Origin of the sequence: Brevundimonas sp. TWP3-1-2b1, assembly GCF_049896165.1 — a bacterium.
GTDB lineage: Bacteria > Pseudomonadota > Alphaproteobacteria > Caulobacterales > Caulobacteraceae > Brevundimonas > Brevundimonas subvibrioides_B.
This window is the reverse complement of sequence record NZ_JAFCTT010000006.1, coordinates 134,374-151,451: the sequence shown is the minus strand read 5'-3', so window position 1 is coordinate 151,451 and position 17,078 is coordinate 134,374. Positions and strand designations below refer to the sequence as shown.

The 17,078-nt window shown below is 67.9% G+C and carries 17 protein-coding genes; 7 read left to right on the top strand and 10 right to left on the bottom strand.

All coding sequences use genetic code 11. The features are described from left to right. Positions 1-40: 40 nt before the first annotated feature. Both ACP7AB_RS07750 and ACP7AB_RS07745 read right to left on the bottom strand, forming a co-directional pair. The gene (locus ACP7AB_RS07750; protein WP_425989771.1) at positions 41-853 is read right to left on the bottom strand and encodes a DUF6065 family protein; all 813 of its coding nucleotides are present in this window, start codon (positions 851-853) and stop codon (positions 41-43) included. A 223-nt stretch (positions 854-1,076) separates the two neighbouring features. Beyond that, positions 1,077-2,009: a 2-hydroxyacid dehydrogenase gene (locus tag ACP7AB_RS07745; protein WP_425989553.1), complete on the bottom strand. Its 933-nt coding sequence runs from the start codon at positions 2,007-2,009 to the stop codon at positions 1,077-1,079. A 111-nt stretch (positions 2,010-2,120) separates the two neighbouring features. Here ACP7AB_RS07745 and ACP7AB_RS07740 point away from each other — a divergent pair, with 111 nt between their 5' ends. Next, complete coding sequence (locus ACP7AB_RS07740) at positions 2,121-2,540, top strand: protease inhibitor I42 family protein (protein ID WP_425989555.1); 420 nt, start codon at positions 2,121-2,123, stop codon at positions 2,538-2,540. Positions 2,541-2,668: 128 nt separating this feature from the next. Here ACP7AB_RS07740 and ettA read toward each other — a convergent pair whose 3' ends face one another. The 3 genes from ettA to ACP7AB_RS07725 all read right to left on the bottom strand — a co-directional run bounded on the left by ettA (position 2,669) and on the right by ACP7AB_RS07725 (position 5,667). Further along, entirely contained in the window at positions 2,669-4,336 is a 1,668-nt protein-coding gene (ettA, locus tag ACP7AB_RS07735; protein ID WP_425989557.1) for an energy-dependent translational throttle protein EttA, read from the bottom strand. A gap of 121 nt (positions 4,337-4,457) precedes the next feature. Further along, positions 4,458-5,102, bottom strand: coding sequence for an NrsF family protein (locus tag ACP7AB_RS07730; protein ID WP_425989559.1), 645 nt, complete (start codon positions 5,100-5,102; stop codon positions 4,458-4,460). Then, complete coding sequence (locus ACP7AB_RS07725) at positions 5,089-5,667, bottom strand: sigma-70 family RNA polymerase sigma factor (protein ID WP_425989560.1); 579 nt, start codon at positions 5,665-5,667, stop codon at positions 5,089-5,091. Before ACP7AB_RS07725 ends, ACP7AB_RS07730 begins: the two co-directional genes overlap by 14 nt. Before the next feature lie 157 nt (positions 5,668-5,824). Here ACP7AB_RS07725 and ACP7AB_RS07720 point away from each other — a divergent pair, with 157 nt between their 5' ends. The 4 genes from ACP7AB_RS07720 to ACP7AB_RS07705 are packed head-to-tail and all read left to right on the top strand — an operon-like array spanning position 5,825 to position 8,241. Continuing rightward, positions 5,825-6,118 (top strand): DUF2282 domain-containing protein, encoded by a 294-nt coding sequence (locus ACP7AB_RS07720; protein ID WP_425989562.1) that lies wholly within the window; start codon positions 5,825-5,827, stop codon positions 6,116-6,118. A gap of 19 nt (positions 6,119-6,137) precedes the next feature. After that, entirely contained in the window at positions 6,138-7,019 is an 882-nt protein-coding gene (locus ACP7AB_RS07715; protein ID WP_425989773.1) for a DUF692 domain-containing protein, read from the top strand. Continuing rightward, the gene (locus ACP7AB_RS07710) at positions 7,012-7,770 is read left to right on the top strand and encodes a putative DNA-binding domain-containing protein (protein ID WP_425989564.1); all 759 of its coding nucleotides are present in this window, start codon (positions 7,012-7,014) and stop codon (positions 7,768-7,770) included. Before ACP7AB_RS07715 ends, ACP7AB_RS07710 begins: the two co-directional genes overlap by 8 nt. A 9-nt stretch (positions 7,771-7,779) precedes the next feature. Further along, complete coding sequence (locus tag ACP7AB_RS07705; RefSeq protein ID WP_425989566.1) at positions 7,780-8,241, top strand: DoxX family protein; 462 nt, start codon at positions 7,780-7,782, stop codon at positions 8,239-8,241. A 6-nt stretch (positions 8,242-8,247) separates the two neighbouring features. Here ACP7AB_RS07705 and ACP7AB_RS07700 read toward each other — a convergent pair whose 3' ends face one another. The 3 genes from ACP7AB_RS07700 to ACP7AB_RS07690 form a co-directional block, all read right to left on the bottom strand. Beyond that, positions 8,248-8,859 (bottom strand): TIGR02466 family protein, encoded by a 612-nt coding sequence (locus tag ACP7AB_RS07700; RefSeq protein ID WP_425989568.1) that lies wholly within the window; start codon positions 8,857-8,859, stop codon positions 8,248-8,250. A 118-nt stretch (positions 8,860-8,977) separates the two neighbouring features. Next, positions 8,978-10,258, bottom strand: a complete 1,281-nt coding sequence (locus ACP7AB_RS07695) for an amidohydrolase family protein (protein WP_425989570.1) — start codon at positions 10,256-10,258, stop codon at positions 8,978-8,980. A gap of 387 nt (positions 10,259-10,645) precedes the next feature. After that, entirely contained in the window at positions 10,646-11,398 is a 753-nt protein-coding gene (locus ACP7AB_RS07690; protein WP_425989571.1) for a tRNA1(Val) (adenine(37)-N6)-methyltransferase, read from the bottom strand. Between the two features lie 176 nt (positions 11,399-11,574). On the opposite strand from ACP7AB_RS07690, the gene ACP7AB_RS07685 reads away from it, so the two are divergent. After that, positions 11,575-12,558: a polyprenyl synthetase family protein gene (locus ACP7AB_RS07685; RefSeq protein WP_425989775.1), complete on the top strand. Its 984-nt coding sequence runs from the start codon at positions 11,575-11,577 to the stop codon at positions 12,556-12,558. A 171-nt stretch (positions 12,559-12,729) separates the two neighbouring features. Here ACP7AB_RS07685 and ACP7AB_RS07680 read toward each other — a convergent pair whose 3' ends face one another. Together ACP7AB_RS07680 and ACP7AB_RS07675 are read right to left on the bottom strand one after the other, a co-directional pair. Further along, positions 12,730-13,935 carry a pyridoxal phosphate-dependent aminotransferase gene (locus tag ACP7AB_RS07680; protein WP_425989573.1) on the bottom strand — a complete coding sequence of 402 codons (1,206 nt, stop codon included), beginning with the start codon at positions 13,933-13,935 and terminating at the stop codon, positions 12,730-12,732. Between the two features lie 122 nt (positions 13,936-14,057). Then, entirely contained in the window at positions 14,058-15,500 is a 1,443-nt protein-coding gene (locus ACP7AB_RS07675) for a LytTR family transcriptional regulator DNA-binding domain-containing protein (protein ID WP_425989575.1), read from the bottom strand. 111 nt (positions 15,501-15,611) lie between these two features. On the opposite strand from ACP7AB_RS07675, the gene ACP7AB_RS07670 reads away from it, so the two are divergent. Beyond that, positions 15,612-17,045: an alpha/beta hydrolase gene (locus ACP7AB_RS07670; RefSeq protein ID WP_425989577.1), complete on the top strand. Its 1,434-nt coding sequence runs from the start codon at positions 15,612-15,614 to the stop codon at positions 17,043-17,045. Positions 17,046-17,078: the final 33 nt, after the last annotated feature.

Here is a 17,078-nt window from a genome sequence, read left to right as displayed (position 1 = left end):
TAAGGATATCCTTATATGATGTGAAGACGGAAACCGACGGTCAGGCCTTCCTCGTCGCGCTCCACGTCCTGAACCCGACGTGCGCCTTCGACGGCGGTGCGGGTTCCGCCGACGGGGCGTCGGGAAGGGGGGCGAGGCGGCGCTTGTTGACGTGTTCGACCGGCGCCTCGGCGATCCTGTCGGGGAACTCTCCGCGGAAATAGAAGCGCTGCCACGCCTGTTTGATAGCCTCCGGGTCTCCGGCGGCCATGCGCGTATTAAAGTCGGTCCGCACCTCCGACCATTTCCGGTACTGCAGCGCCAGATCGCCCTCGGGGTCCATGCTGGCCCGGACGGGGACGAAGGCCTCGACCCGGTGATGCTGAACCGGCTGCAGGAAGCAGAAGGGCTCGTCCTTCTCGAACCGGATCACGCCGGGCGCGGTGAAACGCCAGTTCATCGTGAACGGATAGGGCAGCCAGTCCGTCTCGGTCAGGCCTTCCAGCGCCTGGATCCCATGCTTGAACCGGTTCGGCACGCCTGAGGCCCGCATCGCCCAGCCTGGCGGCGTCCGGAACAGCCAGCCGGTGTGAAACGTCAGCACTCCCTCGGTGAAGTGCGAGGCCGCGAAATGATCGAAATAAAGCGCGTCCGCATCGGGTCGGAAGGTGATCGAATCCGCCCCCATCCGCCCGTCCCACTCGGCCTCGAACCCGAACGGGCACAGCAACTCCCACCCCGTGGTGTTGGCCATGGTCAGCGGCAGGCAGCGATACGGATGCCGCCCGGCGAACTCGTCCATCCAGTCGCGCTCGGGCCGGCCTGGAACCATGCGCGGCGGGTCGTCCCGCATCGGATAGCATTCCAGCGTCAGGGCTGTGGTCTGGGCGTCGGCGGCTGCGGCTGCGTCGGTCAATGCAAATGATCTCTGAGAGAGGATGGCGGCACCTTACCCATACCGTGCATCCCCGCGAAGGCGGGGACCCGGTTCTTTTATGAGGCAGGACGTTTGGGGGCAGCGCTGCGCATGGCCGGGGGAGAGGCCAAAACCTGGGTCCCCGCCTTCGCGGGGATGCACGGGAAAAGAGCGACGCTGACTAGCTGCGAACCACCGGCGTGACCAGCGGCTCCCCGGCCACGGCGGCGGCGAGGTTCCGCATCAGCAGCACCAGCATTCCCTGCACCGCCTCCGACGTCGCGCCTCCCGTATGCGGCGTCAGCAGGAGATTGGGCACGTCCGCCCAGCGCGCCGCCGGCGTCGGCTCGGTCTCGAACACGTCCAGCGCCGCCTGGCCCAGCCGGCCGGCCTTCAGCGCGTCGATCAGGGCGTCCTCGTCCACCAGCGAGCCGCGCGCCACATTGACCAGCACACCGTTCGGCCCCAGGGCCTCGATCACCCCGGCCGAGATCAGCCCCCGGTTGGTCTCATCCGCCCGACAGGCCACCACCAGCACATCGCTGTCCCGCGCCAGCTCCAGCAGCGACTCCGCGCGCGGCCAGGGCGAGTCCTTCGCCCTCGGGCCCCACCAGGCCACCGGACATCCCATGACCTCGACCCGTCTCGCCACTGCCTCGCCGATCAGACCCAGGCCGACGATGCCGACCCGCCGCCCCTTCATCGACGGTGTCATCAGCCGCGCGTCCAGGGTCCATTCGCCGGCCCTCAGCGTCCGGTCCCCGTCCACGATCCGCCGCACCGAGCCGAGGATCAGCCCCAGCGCATGGTCGGCCACATCCTCGTGGTTCACTGCCGGCGCATGGGTCACCGGCAGCCCCCGCGCCGCGCACCAGTCGATATCGATTCCGTCATAGCCCGAGGTGAAACAGGCGATCAGCTTCAGATTCGGCAGCCGCTCGATTACCGCCGTGTCGAGCGGCGCCTCGCCGAGCACGATCGCCGCCTCGATCAGCCCCTGCGCCTCCACCGGCGGATGCTCCCAAAGCCGGTGGACGTCGTAGGCGCTCTCCAGCACAGGCGTGAGCAGCCCTAGCGGCGAGTGCATGATCAGGATGTGCGGGCGATGGGTCATCCGTCCAACCTAGCCACCGAGCCGCCGCATGCAAATGCCGGCGGCTTCCCGACTGGTCCGTCAACAGGTTTGGACATTTGACTTTGTCCGGCAGGAGACGAGGATCGCGCCATGACCAGTATGCCCAGCCTGATGATCGCCTCCGTTCTCGCACTCGCCGCCTGCAACGCCGGCCCCGGCGAATCCTCACCCGCGCCCGTTGCCGCGACTGGCGATGTGCTGGGCGTGCGCGACGGGCGCACGACGCTGGCGGTCGGCCAGACCCTGCTGATCGAACTGCCGAGCAACAGCACCACGGGTTATCAGTGGCAGGTCGCGGAGACCCATGACGACCTGCTGCTCCCGGGTACGCCCTTCGGAGACGAGGTCACCGATCCCCATCCGGCCGGCATGGTCGGGGTCGGCGGCGCCACATCGTGGCGTTTCCGCACCGGACGACCGGGCACGACTACCCTGACCTTCAGCTATAGCCGTTCCTGGGAGACGAACGCGCCCGCCGAGACAGCGACCTACAGGATCACGGTCCGCTGACACCGGCAGGGACAGGTTGCCGCTGGCCGCCCGGGTCCTGATGCCGATCCTGCTCCAGATATGAGCGAGAGCCTCATTCACGCTTTCGACAGAAGCGCGAAGCGCTTCCGTCTCAAACGATCAGGCTTCTAGCGCCCGAACTTCTGGAACTTGATCCGGTGCGGGATCAGGGCGTCGGTGCCGAGGCGGCGCTTCTTGTCCTCCTCATAGGCTTCGAAATTGCCCTCGAACCATTCGACGTGGCTGTCGCCCTCGAAGGCCAGGATGTGGGTCGCCAGCCGGTCCAGGAACCAGCGGTCGTGGGAGATGACCACGGCGCAGCCTGCGAACTCCTCCAGGGCCTCCTCGAGGTTCTGCAGCGTCTCGATGTCCAGGTCATTGGTCGGTTCGTCGAGCAGGATCAGGTTGCCGCCGGTGGCCAGGGTCTTGGCCAGGTGGACGCGGTTGCGCTCACCACCGGACAGCTGGCCGACCTTCTTCTGCTGATCGCCGCCCTTGAAGTTGAAGGAGCCGACATAGGCGCGGGTGTTGATCTCGCGCTTGCCGACCATCATCACATCGGTGCCGCCCGAGATCTCTTCCCAGATGGTCTTGTTGGCGTCCAGGGCGTCGCGCGACTGGTCGACATAGGCCAGCTTGACCGTCTCGCCGATCTTGATGGAGCCGCCGTCAGGGGTTTCCTGGCCGGTGATCATGCGGAACAGGGTCGACTTGCCGGCGCCGTTGGGGCCGATGATGCCGACGATGCCGTTGGGCGGCAGTTTGAAGGTCAGGTTGTCAAACAGAAGTTTGTCGCCATAGGACTTGTTCAGCCCCTCGACCTCCAGCACCACATTGCCAAGGCGCGGGCCGGGCGGGATCTGGATCACGGCGTGGGTCTGGGCGCCGCGCAGGTTCTCCTGCTCGGTGACCATCCGCTCATAGGCGGCCAGACGGGCCTTGGACTTGGCCTGACGGGCCTTGGCGCCCGAGCGGACCCATTCCAGTTCGCGGGTGAGGGCGCGTTGGCGAGCCTCGGATTCCGAGTTCTCCTGCACGACGCGCTTCTGCTTCTGCTCCAGCCAGCCGGAGTAGTTGCCCTCGTAGGGGATGCCCTTGCCGCGGTCGAGCTCGAGCGTCCATTTCGTAACGAGATCAAGGAAGTAGCGGTCGTGGGTGACCAGGATCACACAGCCCGGGAAGGCTTCCAGGTGATGCTGCAGCCAGGCGACGCTTTCGGCGTCCAGGTGGTTGGTCGGCTCGTCCAGCAGCAGCATGTCGGGCTTGGACAGCAGCAGGCGGGCCAAGGCCACGCGGCGCTTCTCACCACCGGACAGGTTGGTCGTCTCCCAGTCGTCGGGCGGGCAGCGCAGGGCGTCCATGGCCATCTCGATGCGGCTGTCGATGTCCCAGACATCACCGGCGTCGATCTTTTCCTGCAGGGCCGTCATCTCGGCCATCAGCTCGTCGGTGTATTCCTCGGCCATCTCGCCGGCGATGGCGTTGAAGCGGTTGACCCACTGCTTCTCTTCGCACCAGGCCTCGACGTTCTCGCGGACGTTCAGGCTGTCGTCGAGGTGGGGTTCCTGCTCCAGATAGCCGCGCTTGATCCCGTCAGCGGCCTTGGCCTCGCCGGTGAACTCCGGGTCGATGCCGGCCATGATCTTCAGCAGGGTGGACTTGCCCGAGCCGTTGACGCCGACAACGCCGATCTTGGCGTCGTTGTAGAAGCTCAGCCAGATGTTCTCGAAGATCTTCTTGCCGCCGGGAAAGGCCTTGGTCAGGCCCTGCATCTGGAAAATATATTGCTGCGCCATGAGGTGCGGTGCGCCCTGTCGTTCAAATCGAATGGGGAGGTAGGCGCGGGATGTAGCGACCGCCGCGCCGGAGGGCAAACCACTAGGCCGTCCAGACGGCAGATTGAAGGCGCCGCGACGATTACCAGCGGAACACGAACCGTCCCGCGATCGCGCCGGCGGCCACCGCCATTCCCATGCCGAGCGAATACCAGACGGCGACGAACGGTGCGGTGTGTTCGGGGCAATGCAGACCGTAGAGCGTCGTGGCCAAACCCGCCGTCAGAAGGCCGGCAGCCGCCCCTGCGAGGGTCGGCCGGGTCGGAGCAAAGGCTCGCGCCGCCCAGAACACGAACGGCGCGGCCAATGTGCTCAGCAGCAGGATGTTGGGGGCGCAGACCCTGGCTGAATCACCCATCAGGGCGGGCATCCGCTCGGGCATCGGCATGGTGATCATCTCATAGGTCGCCAGCCCTGCGACGCCCAGCAGAAGCGCGATCAGCGCGATCAGGGGCGCAGCGGCGCTCGCGCCTGGTCTCCCCAATCGGGCGAGCAGCCAGAAGGCCGTCACCGCCAGAGCCGAGGTATAGGCGGCCTTGGCCCAGAAGGTCGGACCAACCATGGCGGATGCCAGATCGCTGCGAAACCCAAGCCACAGGCCGACGCCCGCAACCACCATCAGGGCGGCGGGGATCATCCACAGCAGGATGTTGCGTTCGATCTGGCGGTTGCCGGACGGCGGCAGGTCCACCGACAAGGCGTCGATCAGGTCTTCAGTCTTCATCATAGGCGGTCCCGGCCAGCTCGGGCTTGGCGTCGGTGGAGGCGAAACGCGCGGTGAGGGATTTCATCGATCGGTGGATCGAAACCTTGGCGGCGGTCAGGGTGTAGCCGTGGTTCGCCGCGGCCTCGGCCACCGTCAGTCCCTTGAGGCGCACGTCCTCGATCAGGCGACGCTGGCGTGCCGGTAGCAGGGCCAGACAGCGACCCAGATCGGCCTGGGTCGCACCGTCCTCCACCGTATGGTCGGCGAGCAGGTCTGAGGCCTCGTCCAGCGGGTGCGTTGGCCGCCTGCCGCGCCGACGCAGATGGTCGATCAGTTTGTGCCGGGCGATCGCGAAAGCCCAGCCGGTGAAGGATTGGTTGCGATCCCAGGTCGTTCGTTTGGCGTGAATGGCGATCAGGGTTTCCTGCACCAGATCCTCGGTGTCGGCACCCCCGTCGAACAGTCGGCGGGAGAAGAAGGGGCGCAGGTGCGCGCCAAGGTCGGTCAGCAGCACGCGCCAGGCCGCCGCGTCGCCATCCAGACCACGCAGCATGAGAGACTGGAGATGCGCTTCACGGTTGGTCACGGGCGCTCTGCATTCGCTGCCGACGCCGGAAGGTTACGGGCTTTCGGCGGCGCACCGCAAAAATATTCATGCGTCGGTTTCCGTAACCGGATCGGGCAGCGCCGCGAAACCTGGACCATGCGGTCACTCCTGGCCGCGCCATACCAGAGGACACCCCATGACCCGCAACAAAGCCGCCGTCGCCGGACTGACCGCCATCTCAGCCATTATTGCCGGCGCCGGTATCGCCCAGGCCCAGGGCGCCGGCCAGACCGCCGCCCCTGCCGTCGAGAAATGCTACGGCGTCTCGCTCGCCGGCAAGAACGACTGCGCCGCCGGCCCCGGCACCACCTGCGCGGGCACCTCGGTGCGCGACTATCAGGGCAATGCCTGGAAGAACGTCCCGGCCGGCACCTGCACCTCGATCCGGACGCCGCGCGGCAACGGCTCGCTCACCGCCGTCTCGCGCTGACCCCCGACCCAGCACGATGATGCCCAGACCCGCCGTCGGAAAATACCCTCAGTCACCCGACCCCCTCGGGCTGACGGCGGGCCTGGGCCTGAAGGCCCAGCACTACGAACAGGCCCTCGCCTGTCCGGCGGCGGGTCTGTGGTTCGAGGTCCATCCCGAGAACTACATGGTCGAGGGCGGCCCCCGGCTGGCCTGGCTGGAGGCCATCCGGCGGGACAAGCCGCTGTCGCTCCACGGGGTGGGTCTGTCGCTCGCTGCCGATGAGCCGCCCGACCTCGACCACCTGGCGCGTCTGAGAGCACTGGCGGACCGTTATGAACCGTTCGTGATGTCCGAACATCTGGCCTGGTCCCGGCGGGCCGGCGTCTACCATCCAGACCTTCTGCCGTTTCCACGCACCCGTCGATTGCTGGCCCAGGTGGCGGACAACATCGGCCGGGCCCAGGACGCCCTGGGACGCCGACTGCTGATCGAAAATCCCGCCCTGTATCTGTCCCTGAATGGGCACGAGATGGACGAACCGACTTTTCTCAATGAACTGGTTACGGCGACGGGCTGCGGCCTGCTGCTGGACATCAACAATGTGCATGTGAGCGTCAACAACCTCGGGGGCAGCGCAGCGGCCTATCTGGATGCCCTGGCGCCGGAGGCGATCGGCGAGATCCATCTGGCGGGGCACGATCCCGATCCTGAATGGGGCGACGCCCTGTTGATCGATACCCACGCCGCTCCTGTGTCCGAGGCCGTCTGGAGCCTTTATGCGCGCACGATCGGCCGTATCGGCCCGCGACCGACTCTCATCGAGCGCGATGATGCGATCCCGGCCTTCGACGTCCTGATGGCCGAGCGCGACCGTGCGGATGCCGTGTTGACCGCGATCGCCGAGGCGCGACATGCCTGAACCGTTTCACATCGCCATGCACGCCGCCCTGAGCGGCGACGACAGCGCGCTCGCTCCCTGGCTGCGGGGCGGCGAGGCCGGGCGCGCAGGCCTGGCGGTCTATCGGAATACCGTCGCCAAGGCGCGGGCCGACGCCCTGGCCGCCCTGTATCCCAGCATCGAGCGGCTGGTCGGTGCGGAGTGGTTCCGCGATGCGGCCCTTATCTTCGCCAGAAGCCAGCCGCCCTCAGGGCCGGTCATGGATGACTACGGCCATGGCTTCCCCGACTGGCTCGAAACCTTCCCGCCTGCGGCAGGCCTTCCCTATCTGGCGCCTGTGGGCCGGCTGGACCGGGCGTGGACCGAAGTGCATCGGGCAGCCGACGCGCCCGTGCTGACCCCTTCGGACGTTTCCGGCCTGTCGCCGACCGTCCTGTTCGGGGCGCGGGCCGTGCTGCATCCCGCCGTGCGCCTGTTCTGGTTCGACTGGACCGCGCCGTCGATCTGGCGGGCCAATCGTCCTGGTTCCGATCCGGACCGGCCGGTCATGTGGGATGCCGCGCCCGAGGGCCTTCTGCTGGTACGGCCGCAGGACGCCGTGACGCACCATGCGCTCAGCGAACCTCAATGGCGTTTTCTGGACGCCTGCCGTCGCGGGGCGCCGCTGGGCCGGGCGGCCGCCATGCTGCGACTGGATCACCCGACGCTCGACCTCTCGCGCCTGTTCGCCGCACTGCTCGGCCTGGGCGTCTTCACCCGTCTTGAAACCTGAAAGACACCGATGACCGACACCTCGATGAACACCCAGGCCCGACCCTCCCGGTTTGAAGCACTCGTCCGCCTCATCGAGCGGCTTTTGCCGATCGACGTGCTGACCCTGATCGTCCGTGTCGCCATCGCGGCCGTGTTCTTCCTCTCGGGCCGCACCAAGGTTGAGGGAGTGCTGGACATCACGGAAGGAACCTATTTCCTGTTCGCGGAGGAGTATCGCGTCCCGCTGATCCCCAGCGACATCGCCGCGCATCTGGCGACCTATGCCGAACATCTGTTCCCCGTGCTGATCGTGCTGGGCTTGGCGACCCGCGTGTCTGCCCTGGCGCTGCTGGGTATGACGATCGTGATCGAGGTCTTCGTCTATCCCCTGGGCTGGCCGACGCACCTGATGTGGGCTGCGCTGTTGCTCTATCTGATCCGGTTTGGAGCGGGAGCGTTCAGCCTCGACCGCATCCTGAAACTGCCCTGAGCGAACTCAGGCGTAGTTGAAGCTGATCGAGATGCGGTCCGACCTGGCCGCGTTCATCGGCACCTCGTGGCGCAGCCAGCTTTCCCACATCAGGACCGTCCCGGCTTGCGGGGCCAGGTAGACGAACGGCTGTTCCGCCTCGGACGCGTCCGGATCGACGGAGGGCCGGGCCATCATCATCGGCAGGCGCGGGTCTTCCAGCTTCAGGGCCGAGGCGCCGTCCGGGACGTCGACATAGACGGTGCCGGACAGGAAGGCGTGCGGGTGGATGTGGCCGGAGTGGGCGCCGCCGGGCTTGAGGATATTGACCCACATCGTGTCCAGCCGGGGCTTCCGGGCCAGGTCGAAGTTCAGCGCCCGTGCATAGGCCAGGGCGTGACGGTCCAGATGTTTCTTGAGTTCTGCGAACTCCGGCAGTCGGTGCGGCAGGTCGTTCAGCGAGCCATAGGAGGTATAGCCGCGATAGCCATGCGCCTTGCACCAGGCGCGACCGGCGCCGTCCTCGACCGCCAGCATGCGGCAGGCCTCGGCCAGTTCGACGTTGAAATCGCCGAAGCCGGGTACGGCGGCGAGCGAGGCTTCATAGACCTGGGTGACGAAGAGGGGGCGCAGGGACATGTTCGATCTCATACCCTCTCCCTCCCCCTTGGGGGAGGGCAGATCGCGAAGCGATCGGGTGGGCAGGGCAGGGCGATCCACCGTCCGGCCTTGCCGCCCCCACCCGGCTTCGCTGCGCTCAGCCACCCTCCCCCGAGGGGGAGGGAGAAGGTTCTGGGCCCACGATCTGGCCGTCCTTGATCGCCAGCCGTACCGCGCGGACGGCGGAGATGTCGGCGGTCGGGTCGCCCTCGACGGCGACGAGGTCGGCCAGCAACCCCGTCCGGACGGCGCCCCGGTCGGTCAGGTCGAAGATGGCGGCGTTGCCCGATGTGGCGGCGATCAGGACCTCGGCGGCGGGCATGCCCTGGGCGGCCATCAGCTCCATCTCCAGCGCGTTGTTCCCGTGCGCATAGACGCCGACGTCGCCGCCCATGCAGATCTCGACTCCGGCCGCGCGGGCGGCGGCGAAGGCGGAACGCTTGGTCAGGACGTTCTGTGGCGCCGGCTCCGATCCGTCCCAGCCGCGATAGCGGGTGATCTGGTCGGTGGCGGCGAGGGTGGGGCACAGCGCCACGCCGTGTTCGGCCATGAGGCGGAAGATTTCCGGCGTGCCCGCGTCGCCGTGCTCCAGGGTGTCGGCGCCGGCGAGGATGGCGCGGCGCATGCCCTCGGCCGTACCGGCGTGAACGGCGACCTGGCGTCCGGCGGAGTGTGCGGCCTCGACCGCCTCGGTCAGTTCGGCCAGGGAGAAGGTCGGACGGCTCGGCTCGCCCGGGCCCCAGCGGTAGTCGGCATAGAGTTTCACCAGATCGGCGCCCGCCCCGATCTGGCTGCGGACCACGCGGACCAGGTCTGCGCCATCGGCCTCCTCGGCCCCCAGCGGGACCTCGACGCCGGGTTCGAAGCCCTTCGGACCGTAGGCGCCGGTGGCGACGATGGCGCGCGAGGCGATCAGCACGCGCGGGCCGGGCACGATCCCCTCGTTGATCGCCCGACGCAGGCCGGCGTCGGCATAGCCCGCCCCCTCGGTGCCGAGGTCGCGCACCGTTGTGAACCCGGCCATCAGGGTGGCGCGGGCGTGGTTGACCGCCCGGGCGGTGCGCAGGGCCAGCGGCTCGTGCAGCACCTGATCGTCCCAGGACGTCTCGTTGTAGGGGTGCAGGAACAGGTGCGAATGTCCCTCGATCAGGCCTGGCATCAGGGTCTGGCCGGGCAGGTCGATGACGCGGGCGTCGGCGGGCGCCCGAACGTCCGGCCCTGCAGCCTCGATCCGGTTGCCGCGCACCAGCACCGACCAGCCCGTGTGCGGCCGGGGATCGACCCCGTCGAACACCCGCTCCGGGCGGAGCAACAGGGCGTCCTGCGCCTGTGCGGGCAGGGCGAACAGGAGGGCAGTGAGGATCAGGATCAGGCGCATGGGCGAGACCTTCTGTCTTTCGTCATCCTCCGGCAAGCCGCGCCTTCGCAGCGCAGACCGGGGGGCGCAGCGGCGCGCGAGAGCGCGAACCTGCCGCACACGCCGGTGGGGGCTATCGTGCGTGAACAGATCGCCTTCGGCGCCGCTGGGTCCCGCGGTCTCGCTGCGCTCGCCGGAGGATGACGAAAGAGGGGTGTGTGCCTGCGGTGCGTCCGGAACTGACGCTGTCCCATGCCATCCAGGCCGCAGAGGTCTTCGCAGCCGGACAGAAAGGAGATCACATGCTGGACTCATCTGGACAGGCTGAACTCCGGGTCCAATCAAATCCCTCAAACTCTCAAGCGATTAGACTCCCTGGACTCCCTGGACTCCCTGGACTCCCTGGACTCACCATCCCAGATCGGCCTCGCCCCTCAGGATCACCTCGGCCTCCGGCGCGTGCTTGGCCCCCGACCGGTCATGCAGGACCAGGGCCGGCAGCAGCCTCAGCGGGGCCTTGCCGGACCGTATCGCCTGCAAGAGCACGCGCTTTGCCGGTTGGTCGGCGTACGGCTGCACCGGCCGGATCGCGAACGAGCCGCATCGTTCGCCGAGCAGGCCCAGCAGGTCTGCCAGCCGGTCCGCTCGGTGAATGACGACGATCCGTCCCCCGTCCCGCACGCCGTCGCTCAGGAATCGCGTCCAGGCGGCCAGCCCGTCGTCGGCGATCCAGGCTCCGCGCTTGGCCGGCGCCGGCGTCCGCAAGGTCGCCTCGTCGTCGAAGAAGGGTGGATTGGAGATGGCCCAGTCGAAACGTGGTCGATCCAGTGCGGCGAATCCTGCGGCGATGTCGGCGTTGAGCACCGCCATTCGATCCGCCAGATGGTTCAGCGCCGCGTTCTCGACCGCCAGTCCGGCCACCGTTGCCTCGCGCTCGACCCCCGTCAGAAAAACGCCGGGCCGGCGGACCGCGATCTGCGTCAGCACGCCGCCTACGCCGCATCCCGCTTCCAGCACCCGCTCGCCCGACTTCGCGGGCACGGCGGCCGCCAGCAGGGCGGCGTCCATGCCCGCACGATAGCCGTCGGCGGCCTGGATCAGGCGAACCTTCCCGTTCAGGAGCAGATTCGCCTCGGGCGGAGGCAACGATGCGACGGTCACACGGCTTGACCCTTCATGGCGCGGTCACCATTGTCCGCCGGAACGCGCGGCGGCAAGTCGTCGTTGCGCCGATGCGATGCGATCTCCCCGAGCGTCGTGGTTTTTGAGAGAGTTTTCCGTTGGACGCCGTCACTCTGACCGCTCCCCGCGCCAAGCCCCCACGGGCCCAAGGCGACGTGGACGCCCTGGTCGCTCTGGCCGGGGTCGATATGGCTGCGGTCGATGCGCTGATCGTCGCGCGCATGCAGTCGCCCGTGCCGGTCATTCCCCTGCTGGCCGAACACATCATCGCGGCCGGCGGCAAGCGCCTGCGCCCGCTCCTGACGATCGCCGCCGCGCGGGCCGCCACGGCCGCCTCGGCGGACGTCGATCTGGCCAATCCGGTGAAGCTGGCCGCCTCGGTCGAGTTCATCCACACCGCCACCCTGCTGCACGATGACGTCGTGGATGGGTCCGAGCGCCGCCGCGGCAAGGTCGCGGCCCATCTGATCTGGGGCTCGGCAACCAGCGTCCTGGTCGGCGACTTCCTGTTCGCGCGCGCCTTCGAACTGATGGTCGAGACCGGACAGCTTCGCGCGCTGGGTATCCTGGCCCAGGCCTCCAGTGTGATCGCCCAGGGCGAGGTGCTGCAACTGACCCGCGCCCACGACCTGAACCTGGATCAAGAAACCTATCTGCGGATCATCTCGGCCAAGACCGCCGAACTGTTCGCCGCCGCCGCCGAAGCCGGCGCCGTGGGCATCGGCGCGGATGAGAAGACCACGTCCGCCGTGCGGTCTTTCGGTCTGAACCTGGGCCTGGCCTTTCAGCTGGCCGACGACGCCCTGGACTACGGCGGCTCGTCCGAGGCCCTGGGCAAGAACGCCGGCGACGACTTCCGCGAGGGCAAGGTGACCCTGCCGCTATTGCTGGCCGTGGCCCGCACGCGCGGCCGGGAGGACGCCTTCTGGGAGCGCACGATCAACAAGGGCGAGCGGACCGAAGACGACTTCCGCCGTGCGCGCGAACTGATCGTCGGCACCGGCGCCCTGGCCTCGACGCTGGACGCCGCCGACGAATACGCCGACGCGGCCAAGGCGGCCCTCGCCGTCCTGCCCGCCAGCCCCTGGCGCGACGCGCTGGCAGGCCTGGCGGACTTCGCGGTCAGCCGCGCGGCTTGACCTGGATCTTCTCCTCCCTGCGCCGCAGGCGTGGGGAGGTGGCTCGTAGCGAAGCGGTGAGACGGAGGGGTTCATGTCTTGCGGACACGAAGAACCCCTCCGTCAGCCCGCAAGGGCTCGCCGCCACCTCCCCATCCCCCAAGCGGCGAACGGGGGGGAGACATAGAGGCTCTAACGCAGCGAGGCGGCGAACCTCTGGATGCGGTTGCACGCTTCTTCCAGCACCGATTCCGAGGTCGCGTAGCTGATGCGGAAATAGGGGCTCAGACCGAAGGCCGCCCCGTGCACCACGGCCACGCCCTCGGCTTCCAGCAGGGCGGAGGCGAAAGTCTCGTCGCTGTCGATGACCAGGCCGGCTTCCGTCGTCTTGCCGATCAGGCCGTGGATCGACGGATAGACATAGAAGGCGCCTTCGGGGTTGGGGCAGCGGATGCCGGTCGCCTGGTTCAGCATCGACACGACCAGGTCCCGGCGGCGTTCGAACGCCTTGCCGCGCTCGGCGATGAAGTCCTGGGGCCCGTTCAGGGCCTCCACGGCCGCCGCCTGGCTGATGGAGGAGGGGTTCGACGTCGTCTGGCTGGCGACCTTGCGCATCAGGTCGATCAGGCCCTTGGGCCCGCCCGCATAACCGATCCGCCAGCCGGTCATGGCGTAGGCCTTGGACACGCCGTTGACCGTCAGGGTGCGGTCATAGAGGTCCGGCGCGATCTGGGCGATCGTCGTGTATTCGAAGTCGCCGTAGGTCAGATGCTCATACATGTCGTCGGTCAGGACCCAGACCTGCGGATGACGACGCACGACGTCGGCCAGGGCTTCAAGCTCGGCCCTGTTGTAGGCGGCGCCGGTCGGGTTCGATGGCGAGTTGAGGATCAGCCACTTGGTCCGGGGCGTGATCGCGGCCTCCAGCACGTCGGGGCGCAACTTGAAGCCGTCCGACTCCTCACCCGTGACGAAGACGGGTTCGCCGCCCGCCAGCAGGACCATGTCCGGATAGGACACCCAGTAGGGGGCCGGCACGATGACCTCGTCGCCCGCGTTCAGCGTTGCGACAAAGGCGTTGTAGATCACCGGCTTGCCGCCTGAGGCGACGTGAACCTGCGCCGCCGTGTAGGTCAGGCCGTTCTCGCGGGCGAACTTGGCCACGATCGCGGCCTTCAACTCCGGCGTGCCGTCGACATCGGTGTATTTCGTCTCGCCGCGCTGGATGGCGGCGATGGCGGCGGCCTTGATGTTGTCCGGGGTGTCGAAGTCCGGTTCGCCGGCGCCCAGGCCGATGATGTCGCGACCGGCGCGCTTGAGCTCGCGCGCCTTGGCGGTGACCGCGAGGGTGGCGGACGGCTTGACGCGGGCGAGGGCGGTGGACTGCAGGTCTGACATGGCGATTCCCGGGGAGAGGCGATGTCTCTTACGCAGATGCGAAAGATGGATCAAACACGGAGGCTCGCGCATGCGACGGGTCGGGTGCGATGGCGGCGAAAGCCCGAGGCCCGTCCTCGATTTCATCCTGAATATGGAGGCTCGTCGTTCGACGAACCCTCGCCCAGCCTCTCACGGAGGGCAGGCAGTCGGCTACGGCTGATCGGCAGCGAGGTTCCGTCCTGCATGGATAGTCTCCATCGACTGGCGTCCCGTGCATAGCCCGTGGTCAGGGCCAGATTGGCGATCACCGACCGGTGAACGCGCAGGAACCCTGCCGGCAGCTCGGTCTCCAGCCGGTCGAGCCGGGTGGCGTGAAGCAGGCAGCGCCCTCCGGTCAGCCGTAGTTCGACATAGCCGTCGGCCCCGACCACGGCGATGATGTCGACAATCGGAACCAATTCGACCCTGCGTGACGACGCCACCGTCAGACGATCCGGCTGATTGGCCGCCCGCGTCAGCGCCGCCTCCCGTCCCTGATCCTCACGGCTCAGCCGGATCACCTCAACCATCAACAGGGGCAGGATGAAGCAGGCGGCGAGGAGGAAGAAGGACAGGTCCAGCAGCCACTCGGGGAACAGGACGCTGACGCCGATAAACAGCGCCAGCCAGGCCAGGCTCAGCCGTGCCCCGGGACGTCTGTGGCGAACCGCAATCATGGTGGCGACGGTCGCCAGACTCACGCCGACGACCAGGGCCATAGCGGTCTTGAAATCGAACCCCGGGATCAGAAGCGTGGCGCTGACGGCGACTGCGGCGATGCCGGTCAGGGTCTGTCGGGCCTTCGGAACGAACCGCGAGGCGGCGTAGGAGACCAGCAGGACCGAAAACGCTGCGGCCAGAAGCCAGATGCTGCTCAGCCGCCAGACATGGAATGGATAGGCATAGGGAAACAGGGCCCGAAGGCTCTCCACGATCGCCTGAAGCCCGGCGACGCCGGCCATGGCCGCGAGCGTCCGGCTGGACCCCGTCCGGCGCATCAGATGGATCACGCCGAAGCCGAAGGCTGCAGCGAACAACGCGCCCGCGGCGACAAAGGTGACGGCCAGAAGGGCGTCGCGGGCCGGGAGCGGGTAGGGCGCAACCATCAACGCCCCTATGGGGTGGGCAAGCCGCGGCCCGCCATGAAACGATGACAGATGCACGACGAGGCTGTTGCCTTCGGGGCGCCAGACCGAATCCCGGATCAGGAAGGCGGTCTGGTAGCGGCCGGGGATCTCCGTCGCCGCCGAGTTCCCCGGCCGGCCGTTGGCGCCCAGCCGCACGCCGTTGAGCCAGATTTCCGACGAGGCGATACCCCCGAAGTAGAGGGCCTGCGGTCGATCATCGGCCGGTGCGGCGACGGTCGAGCGGATCCACAGTTCCCGGCCCTGCGGATCGATGACGCCGTCCAGCGGGCGGCAGTCGCTCAGGACCGGTCCGCCAGAACCGGCGCGCCCGCGACAGGTCTCCCAGCCCATCTCCTGGGCACAGGCCGCCGTTGCGAGCCACGACAGGAGCACTGCAATGATCAGGGTCCGCCACATTCGCCCAGCCTAGCGCGCCGCTGACCGAAATGCGCGGCCGTTGGCCGACCCGGGCACGCCGTTGGCCGACACGACCGGACAGACAGGACGTCATCCGGCTCAACTGTCGGCATGACAAACACATCCCTGAGCCGCCGCTCCCTTCTCGCCGCCGCCGGCCTCGCCGTGCCGGGTTTCGCCCTGGCCCAATCCCCGGCCGGACCATTCCGTTTCGCGGGCTGGCGCGGCGCGGAAACCGACGCCGAGCGCGGCTTTTTCGAAGTGCCCGAGGATCGTCGCGACCCGACGTCCAGACGAATTTCGTTGAGTTATGTCCGCTTCCCTTCGACGGCTGCGCGGCCCGGTCCGCCCATCGTCTATCTGGCCGGCGGTCCCGGCGGCACCGCCACGGGAACTGCGACCGGGCCCCGGTTCCCGATCTTCATGGCGCTGCGCGAGGTGGCGGACGTCATCGCCTTCGACCAGCGCGGAACCGGCCTGTCCAACCACATCCCGGCGCGCCCCCCCTCGACAGGACCGCTGCCCGCCCTGACCCGGGATGCCCTGACCCGGCATTTTCGCGATGAGTTCCAGACGGCCTGGGGCGACTGGACCCGCGCCGGGGTCTCCATGCGGGGGTACAATACGGCCGAGAGCGCCGATGACATCGACGCCCTGCGCCAACACCTCGGCGCTGAAAAAATCGACCTCTGGGGAATCAGTTACGGCACCCACCTGGCCCTGTCAGTGCTGAAGCGGCACGGTGACCGGATCGGCCGCGTGGCGCTGGCCAGCCTGGAAGGGCAGGACCAGACCGTGAAGCGGCCGGCCCATCTGGACGCCTATCTGCAACGGGTGGACGCGCTTCTGGACGCCGATCCGGCGGCGCGCGGCGCCATCCCCGACCTGCCTGCCCTGATGCGGCGCGTGCATGACCGGCTCGAGGCGGCGCCGGTGGCCCTCGCCGTGCCGGGACCGGCCGGGCCGATCGACCTCCAACTCGGGGGCTTCGGCGTGCAATTGCTGGCCGGCAGTCTGATTGCCAATCCCGGAACACTGGCCCTGCTGCCGGGCATGTATCTGGCGCTCGACGCCGGCGCGATGGAGCCGCTGGCCCCCTTGCTCGCCGGCATGGCCGGTCAGTTCGGCATAGGCGGCATGCCGGAGGCCATGGATCTGGCCTCCGGCATCACGGCCGACCGATTGCGCCTGATCGAACATGAGGCGCGGACAGCGGTTCTTGGCGACGCGCTGAACTTCCCCATGCCTCATCTGCTGGGCACGGTTGAAGGCGTCGATCTCGGTGATGACTTCCGGATGCCGTTCCGGATTGGGACTCCGGCGCTGCTGGTCGCCGGCACGCTCGACGGCCGCACACCGCTCGAAGAGCAGGCCGAGGTAGCTGCGCAGTTTCAACACCGAACGCAGGTGACGGTCGAAAACGCGGGCCACAATGTCTTTGAGTCCCATCCGGACGTGCAGAATCTGATCGTACGTTTTTTCCGCGGAGAGACAGTCGCGGAGACCCGGTTGAATCTGCCGCAGCCGACCTTCCGCATCGCTTGATCGTGTGGCGCTGACGGCCTGGCCGGATGGCTA

What these genes read in the sequence shown, in the direction of transcription:
- ACP7AB_RS07670 (WP_425989577.1), top strand. Translation starts at nt 15,612, where the DNA reads ATGACAAACACATCCCTGAGCCGCCGCTCCCTTCTCGCCGCCGCCGGC.
- ACP7AB_RS07705 (WP_425989566.1), top strand. Translation starts at nt 7,780, where the DNA reads ATGACCGACACCTCGATGAACACCCAGGCCCGACCCTCCCGGTTTGAA.
- ettA (WP_425989557.1), bottom strand. Translation starts at nt 4,336, where the DNA reads ATGGCGCAGCAATATATTTTCCAGATGCAGGGCCTGACCAAGGCCTTT.
- ACP7AB_RS07675 (WP_425989575.1), bottom strand. Translation starts at nt 15,500, where the DNA reads ATGTGGCGGACCCTGATCATTGCAGTGCTCCTGTCGTGGCTCGCAACG.
- ACP7AB_RS07700 (WP_425989568.1), bottom strand. Translation starts at nt 8,859, where the DNA reads ATGTCCCTGCGCCCCCTCTTCGTCACCCAGGTCTATGAAGCCTCGCTC.
- ACP7AB_RS07695 (WP_425989570.1), bottom strand. Translation starts at nt 10,258, where the DNA reads ATGCGCCTGATCCTGATCCTCACTGCCCTCCTGTTCGCCCTGCCCGCA.
- ACP7AB_RS07730 (WP_425989559.1), bottom strand. Translation starts at nt 5,102, where the DNA reads ATGATGAAGACTGAAGACCTGATCGACGCCTTGTCGGTGGACCTGCCG.
- ACP7AB_RS07680 (WP_425989573.1), bottom strand. Translation starts at nt 13,935, where the DNA reads ATGTCAGACCTGCAGTCCACCGCCCTCGCCCGCGTCAAGCCGTCCGCC.
- ACP7AB_RS07720 (WP_425989562.1), top strand. Translation starts at nt 5,825, where the DNA reads ATGACCCGCAACAAAGCCGCCGTCGCCGGACTGACCGCCATCTCAGCC.
- ACP7AB_RS07745 (WP_425989553.1), bottom strand. Translation starts at nt 2,009, where the DNA reads ATGACCCATCGCCCGCACATCCTGATCATGCACTCGCCGCTAGGGCTG.
- ACP7AB_RS07740 (WP_425989555.1), top strand. Translation starts at nt 2,121, where the DNA reads ATGACCAGTATGCCCAGCCTGATGATCGCCTCCGTTCTCGCACTCGCC.
- ACP7AB_RS07710 (WP_425989564.1), top strand. Translation starts at nt 7,012, where the DNA reads ATGCCTGAACCGTTTCACATCGCCATGCACGCCGCCCTGAGCGGCGAC.
- ACP7AB_RS07715 (WP_425989773.1), top strand. Translation starts at nt 6,138, where the DNA reads ATGCCCAGACCCGCCGTCGGAAAATACCCTCAGTCACCCGACCCCCTC.